The sequence below is a fragment of the Desulfovibrio mangrovi genome, assembly GCF_026230175.1.
Classification (GTDB): Bacteria; Desulfobacterota; Desulfovibrionia; order Desulfovibrionales; family Desulfovibrionaceae; genus Halodesulfovibrio; species Halodesulfovibrio mangrovi.
On the sequence record NZ_CP104208.1, the window covers coordinates 499,535 to 512,878 of the forward strand.

Here is a 13,344-nt window from a genome sequence, read left to right on the forward strand (position 1 = left end):
CCGGAAGGTGCGGGCTTTTTCATTTCGACATGATAGATGACCATTCTCGCATGTCATGTGTATCAAAAAAAACATTTCTCATTTCGTTGGAGTTGCCGCATGTTACAAAGTAGATAGGATGGTTTTTTGTGCTTTTGCTTGGAGATTTTGTAAGTGTTTCAGGGTCAATATTTTTCATGCATAGAGTGTTGTGTTGGTGTAGGTAGTTTATTGCATTTGTAAATTGTTTTTTATTATTTGATGTGTATTCGTCCCAGTAGATGTCTTGAATGGTGTAAATACGTTGACCTTTAGATGTTTTGTTTATAATGCGTAGTGATGACTTGGGGATCCATCCTGATGTTTCGTTTGGTGCGCTGTGTGTTGAGATGATTATAAATACATAGTCATCTCTTGAGCAAATAGCATTTACGGTTGATGAGTAGTCTAGTGTGTGGTAGTGTGTGGTTTTAAGTATCTTTGAAACTGTTTCATTGACTAGTTTTTTGCTGTTTTTGTTAGGTGCTGTGTATATGACAGTTTTTTTTGATATTGCAAATGTTTCATTTATTTTGATGTCATTTGGTTTGCATTCAGTAATAGGTTCTGCTTTTGAATTTAGATAAAGGCATATGACTAAAATGTAAGAAGTAAGCAATATGTTGAAAAGTTTCATGGTATTGCCTGGAGTATTTGAAGGTTATGTTGCTAGGTGTTTCTATTTTCACCATTCCCACTCGATTTATCCGCCAAACCATCCAGCCTGTAGGGAGTTTCGAACGTTTTCATCAGCCAGAACTGGTGCAAACCATTAGCTTTGGTTCAGCATTTTCCGAAGTTCAACACGGTTAGTGTTGCCATCTGCCCACGCAGTGTGGGCGACATAGTATTCTTCAACATAGTCTTGTTTGATAGCAGGGATAATAGATTTATAATAACTATTCTTTCTAAAAAATAACGCAGCCGCTGCTCAATATCAATAAATTGATGCAGCGGCTGCGTTATTTTTTAACAAATTTCCTGTAAGTTTACGCGCAAGCTTATCCTCGCTCCCCCCAGCCCCTCAAAACCTGCGCTATATTCCTTGCCGTCAAATCTATCGTCATAGGCGTAACAGACACCACTCGGTCAATCGCCAAGGCATACACGTCCGTATCGGTGGGCTCTTCCGCGCAGGTCTCCTTGCTTACGATGACATCTCCCAAGAGGCTGGTCACGGATGGTTCAGGGATGTCCTGCCTGTAGTAGAGGCTTTTGGAGAGGCGGGTGGTACGCCACGGGCAGTCCGGTGCGGCGGTGCTGGGAACGTCTATCTTCAAAACATCCACACCAGCCGGAAAGCCGTGTTGCAGCGTGCGTTCCGTGAAGTACTTCAGGAAGTGCTTCGACGTGCCCCAGTCCTGTTCCGAATAGACAAAGTGGGTGTCTACCTGCGTTTCAAGTGAAACAGCTATGGAGGGGATGCCGCGGCATGCGCCTTCAATGGCTGCGCCTACGGTGCCGGAGCTGGTGACGCTGGCACCGAGGTTTTCCCCGTAGTTGATGCCGGAAATCACGAGATCAGGCCGGTAGCCGGGGAATACGCTGAGGGCGTGGTTGACCACTCTGGCGGGTGCGGCGTCGCAGGCGAAGGCCTCGAAATCGCGGCCGTCCACATGCAGGATTCGCTTCATTAAGCCTGTCGTGGCATTGCCGCGCTGGGCGCGCCCCATGGCCGTCTGCTGCACGAGCGGGGCCACGATAAGCAGTTCCGCCAAGGGATTAACAGCCTGAATAACCGCCGCAAGGCCGGGAGAGTCTATTCCGTCGTCATTGGTAATAAGGATCTTGTATTTGCTCATATGCATGAAACTCCCGTTCCGGGAGAGGGTTGATCAGTCGTGCCGAACAGCGTTCCCTTGGCAGGGAGCGTTGCGGAAAGGGAACGCGTAACCATACAGGTTTCGCGCCGGATATGTGACATCCACTACGCAAAAAATAACGCAGCCGCTACTCAATAGTGATTGAAGCAGCGGCTGCGGTTTGTCGTCTGTCACTGGTTTTCGGCAAGCTTACATGCTTGCTTCCAGCCTTTTAAAACGTCTTCAGATACATGCTCACGCCGTCTTCCAGCATCTGGACCGCAAGAAAGACGAGAATAAGTCCCATGAGCCGTTCTGCCGCCCGCATGCCGCGCTTGCCCAGATACTTGAGCAGGCTGGGGGAGCTCATCATGATGACGAAGGTGGCAACCCATGCGCCGATGATGCCGAGCAGCACTTCGGGTGAGCCCATCCAGCCGTGAGTGCCCTGCGCCCTGTGGGCATACAGCATGACGGCCGCCAGCGCGGAGGGGCCTGCAATGAGCGGCACCGCAATGGGCACGATGAAGGGGTCGCGGTCAAGCTCCACCACGCCTTCGCCAGCCTGCGGGAACACCATCTTCATGGCGATGATGAACAGGATGATGCCGCCGGAAAGGCGCAGGGTGGACTGGTGGATGTTCAGTACACCCAGCAGCCATTCGCCGAAGTAGTGGAACACGAAGATGATGATCAGCGCGAAGATGAGTTCGCGGAACAGGATGCGGCGCTGCCGCGCCGGAGAATGCTCGTTGAGCATGGGCAGGCACACGGCGGCGTTGCCGATGGGGTCCATGATCAGGAAAAGGGGCAGGGCGATTTCAAATACCGCCCGCAGGCTGAGTTCCATGCCTATAGCTCCATGTAGGTGGCGGACTGGGCCGCCTTTTCGGATACGGTGACGGCATGCACGCGCACGCCGTTGGTGTCTTCCCTGCCGGAAAGGCGCTTGGCGAGATGCTGGTAGATGAAGCGGGAAAGGTTCTCGGACGAGGGGTTCTGCACGTCAAAGGGCGGCACCTCGTTCAGCATCTTGTGGTCCAGCATCTCCAGCACGGCCTTCAGTTCCTGCTTGAGGATCTTGAAGTCCAGCACGATTTCCGTGTCGGTGGTGAGGCGGTCGCCCTCCACCACGGCTTCCACGGCAAAATTGTGGCCGTGCATGTTCTCGCACTTGCCGCAATAGTTGCGCAGCGCATGGGCTGCGGCAAAATCAGAACGTACTGTGAGACGCCAGATGCCCTTAGGCTGTCTGTCTGTCATTGATGGCTCCTTTCCAGGCTGTAAAATCCTTTTCGAACGCGGGACCGGGCAGGATGGAGTAGCGGTCGTCCACCTGATAGAAGGCGAAGGTTCCGTTGATATTCACGCACACCTGCACGGGCACGGCTCCCTGATGCCGTTGCAGCAGGCCCTTGAGCGCGACCAGCGATTCGCGGTTGAGTCCTTCCGAGGGAAGGTCCAGCGTCGTGGGGTCGCCGCTGCTGAAGCAGGCTTCTGCCAGAGGCTGCACCTTTTCGGCAAGCAGTTTGATCTCTTTTACGGCATCTTCATCCTCTTCCGCGGGCTCATCGTCGTCCTTGCCGTTCTTCTGCTCCGCCACCTTGGCCGTGAGCAGCAGAGGCTGGTCGGAATGGAAGAGCTCGCGCCCTTCGGCATAGGCCTCGGGGAAGATGATGAGCTCGCCGGAGGCGGTGAGGTCTTCAATGTTCGCAAAGGCCATCTTGGAGCCTTTTTTGGTGATGTGCTCCTTGATGCCGGTGATGAGGATGGCGCACTTCACTTCCGTGCCTGCGGGGAAGTCGGCGCATTCTTCCAGCGGCGTGAGCTGCAGGCGCAGCATCTCGCGGCGGTAGGGCTGCAGCGGATGGCTGGTGAGGTAGAAGCCCAGCGCTTCCTTCTCGAACTTCAGCTTCATCTCGTCCGACCATTCATCCATGGTCTGTTCCTCGCAGTCGAACCCGATGCCGGGGCAGACCTGCGGTTCCTCCTTGATCATGGTGAACAGCGAAACCTGATTGGAATCCTTTTCCTTGGCCTTCTTCTGCGCGCGGGCCACCACGTTGTCCAGCGAGGCCAGCATGCCCTGACGTGAGCAGCCGAGGCAGTCCATGGCGCCGCCCTTGATCAGGCTTTCCACCACGCGCTTGGTTACTTTGCGGGTGTTCACGCGGCACAGCAGGTCCAGCAGCGAGGCGAAGGGGCCGGCTTCCTGCCGAGCTTCCACTATTTCGCGGATGGCTTCGTCGCCCACGTTCTTGATGCCGCCAAGGCCGTAGACGACCTTGCCCTCATGCACCGTGAACTGGCGGTAGGAATTCTGCACGCTGGGCTGCACCACCTCGATATCCATGTCGCGGCAGGCGGCCACGTACTTGAGAATCTTGTCCTGGTTGCCCATTTCCGAGGTCATGAGCGCGGCCATGAACTCGGCGGGGTAGTGCACCTTGAGGTAGGCGGTCCAGTAGGAGATGAGCGCATAGGCGGCAGAGTGCGACTTGTTGAAGCCGTAAGCCGCGAACTGCTCCATCAAGTCGAAGATTTCGTTGGCCTTGGACTCCTCGATGCCGTTCTCGGCCGCGCCGCTCACGAACTTGCCGCGTTCCTGCGCCATGGCCTCCGGGTTCTTCTTACCCATGGCCCGTCGCAGAAGGTCAGCACCGCCCAGCGTGTATTTGGCGACTATCTGGGCGATCTGCATGACCTGCTCCTGATAGACGATAACGCCGTAGGTGGGCTTGAGGCAGTCTTCCAGCGTGGGCAGCGGATAGACCACGGGCACCTGCCCGTGCTTGCGCTTGATGAATTCATCCACCATGCCGGAGTTCAGCGGCCCCGGACGATACAGGGCCAGCATGGCGATGACGTCGTCAAAGCAGGTGGGCTTGAGCATACGCAGATAGGTACGCATGCCGGAGCTTTCTACCTGAAAGATACCGTCCGTGTCGCCGCGCTGATAGAGTTCGTAGGTGGGCCAGTCGTCAAAGGGCAGCGTATCCAGATTGGGCGGCTCTTTGCCCGCCAGCGCGATGTTGTCCACCGCGTCCTGAATAACGGTCATGGTGCGCAGGCCGAGGAAGTCGAACTTCACCAGACCCACGGCCTCGACCTTCTTCATGTCGAACTGGGTCACCATGCCGCCCTTCTTATCCTTGTAGAGCGGCAGATAGTCCGTCATGGGGCGGTCGGACATGACCACGCCCGCAGCGTGGGTGGAGGCGTGGCGGCACAGCCCCTCAAGACGCATGGAAACATCCAGCAGCTTGGTCACGGTGGGGTCCGAGCGGTAGAGTTCCGCCAGTTCCGGCTCCGCGTCCAGCGCCTTCTTGATGGTCATCTTCAGGTCTTCGGGAATGAGCTTGGAAATGCGGTCGCCTTCCTGAAAGCTCAGGCCCTGCGCACGCGCAACGTCGCGTACCACGGCCTTGGCCTTCATCTTTCCGAAGGTGGTGATCTGCGCAACCTTGTCCTCGCCGTAGCGATGCTGGGTGTACTTGATGACCTCGCCGCGACGGCGTTCGCAGAAGTCCACGTCGATATCGGGCATGGACACGCGTTCGATGTTCAGGAAGCGTTCGAACAGCAGGTCGTAGGGGATGGGGTCAAGGTTGGTTATACGCAGCGCCCACGCCACCAGCGAACCGGCGGCGGAACCGCGGCCCGGACCGACGGGAATGCCGTTGTCCTTGGCCCAGTTGATGAAGTCCTGCACGATGAGAAAGTATGCCGGAAAGCCCATCTGGTTGATGACGCCAAGCTCGTAACGCAGGCGCTCCCAGTAGGCTTCTTCATCCACCTCGTAGGGGATCATATCAAGGCGCTTGCGCAGCCCTTCTTCGGACAGACGGGTGAATTCTTCCGCCATGGAGACGCCTTCAGGCAGCTCGTAGACGGGGAAATAGTAGTTACCCAGATCGAGCTTGCAGTCGATCATGTCGGCAATCTTCACCGTGTTGGCAATGGCCTCGGGCACGTGGCTGAAGGCCTTTTCCATCTCTTCCGGCGACTTGTAGTACAGCTCCGTGGTGTCAAAGCGCATGCGTTTTTCATCGGTCACCTTGGCGCTGGTCTGAATGCAGAGCAGGGTGTCGTGAGCTTCCACGTCGCTGGCGTTCAGGTAGTGGCAGTCGTTTGTGGCCACAAGGGGCAGGCCCGTGATCTTGGCAAGCTCTATGAGCTTGTTGTTCAGGTCATCCTGTTCCTGAATGCCGTTGTCCTGCAGTTCCAGATAGAAGCGGCCGGGGTAGATGTCGGAATAAATTTTTGCCAGCTCCACGGCGCGGTCCATGCCTTCCTTCAGGAGGGCACGCGGGATTTCGCCAGCAAGACAGGCGGAAAGGGCGATAACGCCTTCGCTGTATTCGGCAAGCATTTCACGGCTGACTCGCGGCTTGTAGTGGAAGCCTTCCGTGAAGCCGCGCGTCACCAGACGGCAGAGGTTGTGGTAGCCTTCGTCGGTCTGGGCCAGCAGCACAAGGTGATAGCGCTTGCGGCTGTTCTCGCTGGTGCGGTCGGTGTGGTCGCCGTGAGCCACGTAGACCTCGCAGCCGATGATGGGCTTCAGGCCCATCTTCTGGGCCAGCGCGTAAAAATAGACTGCGCCGAACATGTTGCCGTGGTCGGTGATGGCCACCGCGGGCATGCCGAAATCCTTGGCCTTGTTGCACAGGTCTTCCAGGCGGATGGCACCGTCGAGCAGGCTGTATTCAGTATGACAATGAAGATGAACGAAATCTGGCATGGTTGTGTCGTGTTAGAGGGGAAAAGATCGTCATCTGTGTAGCAGATTCATCCTGCCGTCACAACCTTGCAAGTTGAAGTAACTGCTAACGTGTTGAAAAAATATGGCATGTTCCTGAATGTTTCAGATGGTCCCGGCACTTGCCCCTGCGCAAGCCATGGCGTACAAGAACTGCGGTATAACCGCCGTTTGGCGTAAGGAGTGAGCCGTGTTCCAATCCATTCGCACTATTGGCCGCCGTGCCCTTGTTCTCGGATATGCTCTTGCCGGTGTTCTGACCGGAGCTGCTTCCATGGCGTATGCTGCACCTGCCGTGGAAGAAGGTGCCGCACCTTCCGAATTCATGGTGAAGCTGGAAGCCTTTATCAATACCAAGTGGGGGCAATATGCCCTGATCTTCGTCTTCTTCCTCATGATTATAGGCTATCTGCGTATTTTGTTCGGGCCCAAGGGCTTTTTCCGCGAGAAGAAGTGGGACGAGTGGAACGAAGAAGCCCGCCGTAAGGAGGCCGAAGCCAAGGCTGCGCGTGAAGCCATGCTTGCCGAAGCCAAAGCCGGGAAGCGTGCGTGACATCCCTGCCGGATATCGCCGCACACGAGGCGTGGTTTAAGACATGGACAGCGGGATACCTGACGGACAACGAGCAGGATAACCGCTATATCGAGCTCAAGCGCAACCATACGTTGCGCGTGCTTGATAACGCCCGTTGCATAGTGGCCACGCTGGATGTTTCTGAAGACGTGGCGCGGGGGGCGTTGCTGGCCGCGTTGTATCACGATGTGGGGCGCTTTCCCCAATATGCGCAGTACCGGACCTTCAGCGACCAGCGTTCCGTGAACCACGGCATTCTGGGCTGCAAGACGCTCAAGCGTGAGCGAACCTTGCAGGGCGGCAGGGAGGGCAATGCAGCTCTCACGGAAGCCCGCTCTACGCAAGGCGACGTGCTGGCTGCCGTGGCCATGCATAACCGGTTCCGCCTGCCTGCGGGAGTTTCCGAATCCCTTCGCACCATCACCGGCGTCGTGCGCGACAGCGACAAGCTGGATATTTTTCCCGTTATGATTTCCACCTTCACCCGCGACGGGTCGGACAGTGACGTCGTGACCCTGCATCTGGAAGAGAAGGAAGGCGCGTGGTCGCAGGAAATTCTTGCGGCACTGAAGGAGCGTCGTCTGGCCAGTTACAGGGACATGCGTTATGTGAACGACTTCAAACTGCTGCTGGGGTCGTGGGTGTTCGAGCTGAACTACGCGGAGAGCCGCAGGCTGCTTCGCGAGCGCGGACTTGTGGAAGCCTTGCTCGCCACATGGCCCGAGCACCCCGATGTGGAAGCCATAAAGAATGTGGTGCGGGAAGCGCTTATGTGCGACTAGGGCTGCACACGGATCTGGCCTTCTGCAATGCAGGTTGTAAGGAGTTTTGAATAGACAAGCAAAAGCCCCGCCGGAAGGCGGGGCTTTTGCATTATAAGAATTGGCGCCTGTTATTTATCAATATCTTGATTACAAAAAACACTGGCTGTTAATGCCTTGCCATATTCATAAAAGCTGTTGGTGTATTCAGATTCTTTTTTGATCAGGAAAAAAATGGAGAAAGCTAGTTGAGGGAATATGCTTGAAGCAACACGAGAAAGTGAACGTGGCAGAGGATAAAATTGCGATCCTGAAAACTTGGTAATGGAAAAAGCCCCGCCCCCTGCCACCTCGAAGAGTTTTTTGGTGTCATGATAGGAAAATGTTCTGACGTGGGCAGAGTATGACTTTGCCTGACTAGGGTGACGACCGAGTAGCAAAAGTATTCTGTTGTGGAAAGAGGCAACATTGGGAACCCCAATGATCATATGCCCCCCGACCTTTAATGTTCTAGCCATTTCGTGGAGGGTGAAAAATATATCCTTCAAGTGTTCCATGACTTGATTTGATATGATGATGTCAAAGAAACAATTTTTAAACGGTAGTTGTTCTTTTTCTATGTCGGTTTGGAACGTTATTATGCCTTTTTTTGAAAGAGCTTCGCAGCAAGATGGAGAGAATTCAAGGCCATGCAGTTCTGCGCTTGGAAATGCTTGTTGTGCTATATTCAGGTCTCTTCCAGATCCTGCTCCGATGTCTAGGATTATGTCTCCGTTTTGTATTGAAGAGAGATAGTTTTTTATTACGTGTTCACCGTATTGTTCATTTGTTGATACAAACTTAAGAAAGACGCTGTTGCCTCCACTTGCACCAATTGGTTTGTTCATTATATTCCTTTAAATATTATATGTTTTTGAGTTGGTGGTGTGTGGTTTTTTGTGCTGAAGTGACAGATGATAGGGGGCTGATTGTGTAGAGGTGAATGTAGGGATCATTTCGGCACTCGCAGATCATAATGTGTCTCCAGATACGTCAGCAGCGTGTCGAGATTGCGATATACAGGTATCCTGTCTGCTCCGAACTTGTATACCCCATCCATGATGACGCTTGCGTCAATCTCTCCGCCGGTAAGCAGTTCCCAGCTCTGTGTCTGGCAACCGGCTTTGCTGAATGTGGCAGGATACCCCTGTCTGCCGGTGTCATCATCATCTCCATCTCTGCTGATGTAGTGCTTTTGCGTATGTTCATTACAGCAGTAGGATATGATTTCCTCAAGTTTCATCAGAAGACACAGTCTGTCTTTGGATAGCCCGTTTGCAGCCATGGTTGGAAACCCCCTTGCGCGAGTGTGAGCAGCGTTGGCAGTACCGCATGAAGTTGAGTTTGTATCTACTTGCCAGTTGTTGCATGGCAATGCAAGGGGGGTGAAAAAAGAATGTGGAGAAACAATGCTGTCGGACTGCACATGCGTACAGATTAACGCAGTTGGTGTGACTGATATATGCAGAAGAAATGCTGCCCCGTGGGGGCAATCATACAATGGAAATGCGAGGGGTGCGCGATTTGTATGGAATAAGGCACTGCAGATCTGCATCCATTGTCAGGCTGCGGGGCAGTTCCTTGGCAAGAAAGATTCGGCATGCCTTGGTGAGTACTGTGGAATCTGCAACATCAACTGTCTTGCAGAACATTTCGCCCCAGTTGGTTACATAGACCACGCTAAGTTGTTTGTGCACGGTGGTGTCACGCGGCAGGGCAAAGTTGGGCGCCAGATAGGCCTTGAGTATCTTTTCGCTCTTCAGCGTTTCTTCGGTATCCGTTTCCAGTGCCGACTTGGGGAAGAATTCGTACAGGCCCTGCAGCAGGGAGGATATGTCCTGTGCGGCAATGGGCGACATGGACATGTCCACTTCCACGTGCATGCCCGGATAGAACAGGCCGTTCGCCACAATCCACGCAATGAGGCGGATGGGGTCGCTTTCCGTTTTCACCTCAAGAAAGGATTCGCGTCGGGATGCCACGCCTTGCGGCAGGCCCATGGCTATCCATTTCTTCTTCTTACCGGGGGTTGTGTCCTTTTTGAACATCAATTCGCGGATGGTGCGTCCCATGCTGTTTACAAAGGGCAGGCGCGTCACCTTGTCTGCCTGCGGCGCAAAGGCTGCGAATATCTTGCGTCCGAGCCGCGTTACGTCTTCCGGAGAAATGCGCGCGGTTATCTGCTGGGCTTCCAGTTTTTGCTGTAGCGAGGCATATGACTTCAGGAAAAAGGTATTGAGCTTGTCGCCAAGCAGCTTGGCCTGCAAAAAGTCATGTTGCCTGATCTGGGTTTCCGTGCCGTAGAGTTCCTTGATGGCTCGGGTGCGCAGGGTGTCTAGCAATCTGTTTTCCGCTGACCTCCCTGTTCCGCTGGCGTTCAGCTTTGCCATGAAGGCCGTTTGCAACAGGGTTGCGGCATCGCGGTTGCCTGAGGTCTGATAATGCTCCTGCAAGGTACGCATAAGCGTGACATAGGGGTCGGTCTTGAGCACCTTGCGATTGCCCTGGACGACGTGGTGTTTGATGCTTTCGCAGAGCAGCGGCGTCTCCGGTCTGGAAAGGTAGGCCTCCAGAATCCCCAGTTTCATGACGGATTTGAACGGGTTCTTGAAGGCTTTTACAATCTGCCACAGAGCCGCGCCGAAGTATTCTTCGGCAGGTATGGCTTCCACCAGGCCGAAATCCACAAAACAGTCGCCCGAATGGAAGGGGAGTGCTGCCAGTTGTTCAAGCTGTTCGGCATGCTTCTGTGCATCAGCGTTCGGAGGCATGGCCCACCATGCAAGGTCGCGCCCGCAGACCTTCAGCGCGGTGCGGTAGAATTCTTCCTTTAACAGCAGCGCCTGTGCGGAACCGGAACTTTCCTTGTCGGATATGCCGAAATCGTTGGAGATGATGGCATTGCGGTTCATGACGAAGAACGTGGTTTCCAACCCGAAGGCTTGCTCGGCCCACTCGGAAATGCGTTCCAATTTGGTGGAGAGGGCTTTGAGCGTTTTGCTGTCAGAGGTTTTCGGGTCCAGACTGATCCAGTAGTCGATGTCTGAATCGCTCGTCATGGCGATGGAGCCCACGCTGCCGATGGTGTAGATCGCGTCTACGGTTACGGTGGGGGCGGGGAGGTCTTCCAGTGGATCTGCTTTGAAGAGGGAACGTGCAATCCGCAGGGTCTCCAGCGTGGGGGCATAACCGGTAATTGTGCAGATGGGCCATTTGGTGCCCGGCGCGAACTGCTTCTCAAATAGTCTTGTTTGCAGCAGCAGGGGAAGCAGGGTGAAGAAGTTGGAGCGTTGCGTATCCAGCGTGCCGTGTGTGAGGCCGATTCGTTGCCCGTTCTGGCGCAGGAAGTGGTAGCGGCTGCGTACCACGTTGCGGAACTGGAGGATACAGCCGATGACGTGTTCTGCCAGCGGCTCAACTGTCCGGCACCATTTGGGGACCGCGGAAGGTGGTATGGTGGTCGCCAGTTCCATGAGCTCATTGAATCGCTGGTGCTCTGCAGACATAAGCAGGTGCGGTTCATCACAGGTGGTCTGCCTGAAATTGCAGCGGTAATAGTTGCCGGCGGAAGAGAAAGTGTGCTCGGCCTTGGTCCGTTCGAACACGTTATGATTGAAAGTGCTTTCTCTGAATGTGCAGCCGCGCAGGATGGAGTAAAAGAATGAGGCCCGGGTAAAATCGCAAAGGTCAAAATGAGTGGCTGAAAACTGCGCTCTGGTGAAGCTGGTTTCCCAGAATACGGATTCGCCCATACGCACTTCGGTCCAGTTGGTGGAATGGATATGGGCGGATGAGAGCTGCAGGTGGTCTGCAGAAATCCGGCAGAATATCGAACGGTAGAAGTCCGATTCCACGGCGCTTACATCCATGAACGTGCAGTCATAGAAGGAGCATGTGTCGAACAGGCTTCTGTCGGCATCGCAAGACTCGAAGCGGCAGTTGGAGAACGTGCAGTCCTTGAATACAGCCTCTGTCAGGTCTGTCCGTTTGAACATGCACTGGTCGAATGAGCATTTTTGGAACGATGCGCGGGCGAAGGTAACATCCTGGAAATCGAGGCCGAGCAGAGACTGCCCCTGCAACTGTAGCGTTGCGAAGTCTTTGTTGTTGATTCTGCTGGAAGGGATGGTCAGGGCCTGTAAAAACACTTCTTCCGGCGTACTCTTCTTTTTGCCGAAGAGCGGGGAGTCTTCCTGTTTAGGACGCTTCGCAGGCGTTCGCTGGGGGCGCGTGGCACTGGCAAGCGGTTCTATGTAGCGTTTTTTGTGGCAGGAGAGGACAAATGCCTTGAGCGCAGCTGCGGGCTCCGGCGGCAGGTTCTTCAGCAGTTGCGTAGCGGTGGTCATGGAGTGGGAGGCAAGATCGCTTGCGCCGTTCATGAAAAGGTGCAGCAGGTAGCCCAGAGCATCCTGTTTCAGCTTGGGTGGCATCAGGCCGAGAAACTCGGTGAACTGCTCCGGTGAAAGGAAAAGCAAGGCCGGATAGAACTGGTTACGCTCCTTGGTGAACTTACGCATTACCAGCAGGAATATGCTGATAAGATTGGGGACGTTCAGCACGACCATGGTGAACAGGGCGTCTTTGCGCACCTGGGGCTTGTCGTGGTGCGCAAGTTTTACAAGTACTTTGAGCAGTGGCTGTGACAGAGGGGTCAGCGGGTTGGTTCGGAGAGCCTGTAGCAGGCGTGCGATTTGCCCGGTGTCCGTTTCTGCCGTAATGCGTGTGAATGTGTTGGTTGAGGGAGCCTGCTCCATGATGCAGAGGGCCGTGGCAGCAAGGCTGGCGAGTTCCGGCGAGATGGGCGATTCCACCAGGGCAATGCACTGCTGGTGCATTTTCAGGTGAGCCAGCCGTTCCGCCATCTGCAGGTTGAGTATGCGTTTCGCCGCGTGCAGGCTGTTCATGAAGAGGAGCAGTTCATGAAAGGGCCATGTGGAGCTTTGTTCAAGGAATGCCAGACACCATCTGCCGAGAGGCAGTTCGGGACCAATGCCGTTACGCAGTACCTCATGGGTCAGCAGAAGCTTTGTGGGCAGGGGCAGGCTGTTGAGCGTGGGTTCGCAGAAATTGAACGGCAGAGTCGTGCTGATAAGGTGGCGTATGGCGTGGTTCCAGCAGGCGACCGGCATGGAGAGCCAGAAGTGGAGGCAGGGGCCGAGCAGGGGCGCAGCTGATTCCTGAGCAGCGATGCGTCTGACCGCAATAGCCATGGGGACTGTCTCCTGCGGAGCGTAGCCATGTTCGGCTTCATAGGCGGCCACTGCGGATTGTGCCTCGGCCAGCAGCATAGAAACCTCTCCGGGAGGCTGGGCGCAAACGTCATGCGTTTTTCGCAGTCTGGCGAGCAGGTCGCCGAGTATGTTTGTTTTTTGTTGCATAGCCCGCTTGGAA

General features: G+C 54.8%; 10 protein-coding genes. 2 read left to right on the forward strand and 8 right to left on the reverse strand.

All coding sequences use genetic code 11. The features are described from left to right. Positions 1–19: 19 nt before the first annotated feature. The 5 genes from N1030_RS02345 to dnaE all read right to left on the reverse strand — a co-directional run bounded on the left by N1030_RS02345 (position 20) and on the right by dnaE (position 6,561). Entirely contained in the window at positions 20–655 is a 636-nt protein-coding gene (locus tag N1030_RS02345) for a hypothetical protein (protein WP_265827421.1), read from the reverse strand. A gap of 364 nt (positions 656–1,019) precedes the next feature. Next, positions 1,020–1,820, reverse strand: a complete 801-nt coding sequence (gene surE / locus N1030_RS02350; RefSeq protein ID WP_265827422.1) for a 5'/3'-nucleotidase SurE — start codon at positions 1,818–1,820, stop codon at positions 1,020–1,022. A gap of 232 nt (positions 1,821–2,052) precedes the next feature. Next, positions 2,053–2,670: a MarC family protein gene (locus N1030_RS02355; protein WP_265827423.1), complete on the reverse strand. Its 618-nt coding sequence runs from the start codon at positions 2,668–2,670 to the stop codon at positions 2,053–2,055. Between the two features lie 2 nt (positions 2,671–2,672). Then, complete coding sequence (gene queD, locus N1030_RS02360) at positions 2,673–3,083, reverse strand: 6-carboxytetrahydropterin synthase QueD (protein ID WP_265827424.1); 411 nt, start codon at positions 3,081–3,083, stop codon at positions 2,673–2,675. Further along, on the reverse strand, positions 3,064–6,561 hold the full coding sequence (gene dnaE / locus N1030_RS02365; protein WP_265827425.1) for a DNA polymerase III subunit alpha: 3,498 nt from the start codon (positions 6,559–6,561) through the stop codon (positions 3,064–3,066). Before dnaE ends, queD begins: the two co-directional genes overlap by 20 nt. A 208-nt stretch (positions 6,562–6,769) precedes the next feature. On the opposite strand from dnaE, the gene N1030_RS02370 reads away from it, so the two are divergent. Beyond that, the gene (locus N1030_RS02370) at positions 6,770–7,132 is read left to right on the forward strand and encodes a hypothetical protein (protein WP_265827427.1); all 363 of its coding nucleotides are present in this window, start codon (positions 6,770–6,772) and stop codon (positions 7,130–7,132) included. Beyond that, positions 7,129–7,935: an HD domain-containing protein gene (locus N1030_RS02375; protein ID WP_265827428.1), complete on the forward strand. Its 807-nt coding sequence runs from the start codon at positions 7,129–7,131 to the stop codon at positions 7,933–7,935. Before N1030_RS02370 ends, N1030_RS02375 begins: the two co-directional genes overlap by 4 nt. 110 nt (positions 7,936–8,045) lie before the next feature. Here N1030_RS02375 and N1030_RS02380 read toward each other — a convergent pair whose 3' ends face one another. The 3 genes from N1030_RS02380 to N1030_RS02390 all read right to left on the reverse strand — a co-directional run bounded on the left by N1030_RS02380 (position 8,046) and on the right by N1030_RS02390 (position 13,331). Next, entirely contained in the window at positions 8,046–8,801 is a 756-nt protein-coding gene (locus tag N1030_RS02380; RefSeq protein WP_265827429.1) for a class I SAM-dependent methyltransferase, read from the reverse strand. A 104-nt stretch (positions 8,802–8,905) separates the two neighbouring features. Next, positions 8,906–9,196 (reverse strand): hypothetical protein, encoded by a 291-nt coding sequence (locus N1030_RS02385; protein ID WP_265827430.1) that lies wholly within the window; start codon positions 9,194–9,196, stop codon positions 8,906–8,908. A gap of 250 nt (positions 9,197–9,446) precedes the next feature. Next, complete coding sequence (locus N1030_RS02390) at positions 9,447–13,331, reverse strand: class I adenylate cyclase (protein WP_265827431.1); 3,885 nt, start codon at positions 13,329–13,331, stop codon at positions 9,447–9,449. Positions 13,332–13,344 lie beyond the last annotated feature (13 nt).

Bases quoted from the DNA above. Each gene is read 5' to 3' on its own strand.
- N1030_RS02355 (WP_265827423.1), bottom strand. From the start codon at position 2,670: ATGGAACTCAGCCTGCGGGCGGTATTTGAAATCGCCCTGCCCCTTTTC.
- dnaE (WP_265827425.1), bottom strand. From the start codon at position 6,561: ATGCCAGATTTCGTTCATCTTCATTGTCATACTGAATACAGCCTGCTC.
- N1030_RS02380 (WP_265827429.1), bottom strand. From the start codon at position 8,801: ATGAACAAACCAATTGGTGCAAGTGGAGGCAACAGCGTCTTTCTTAAG.
- queD (WP_265827424.1), bottom strand. From the start codon at position 3,083: ATGACAGACAGACAGCCTAAGGGCATCTGGCGTCTCACAGTACGTTCT.
- N1030_RS02390 (WP_265827431.1), bottom strand. From the start codon at position 13,331: ATGCAACAAAAAACAAACATACTCGGCGACCTGCTCGCCAGACTGCGA.
- surE (WP_265827422.1), bottom strand. From the start codon at position 1,820: ATGAGCAAATACAAGATCCTTATTACCAATGACGACGGAATAGACTCT.
- N1030_RS02345 (WP_265827421.1), bottom strand. From the start codon at position 655: ATGAAACTTTTCAACATATTGCTTACTTCTTACATTTTAGTCATATGC.
- N1030_RS02385 (WP_265827430.1), bottom strand. From the start codon at position 9,196: ATGAAACTTGAGGAAATCATATCCTACTGCTGTAATGAACATACGCAA.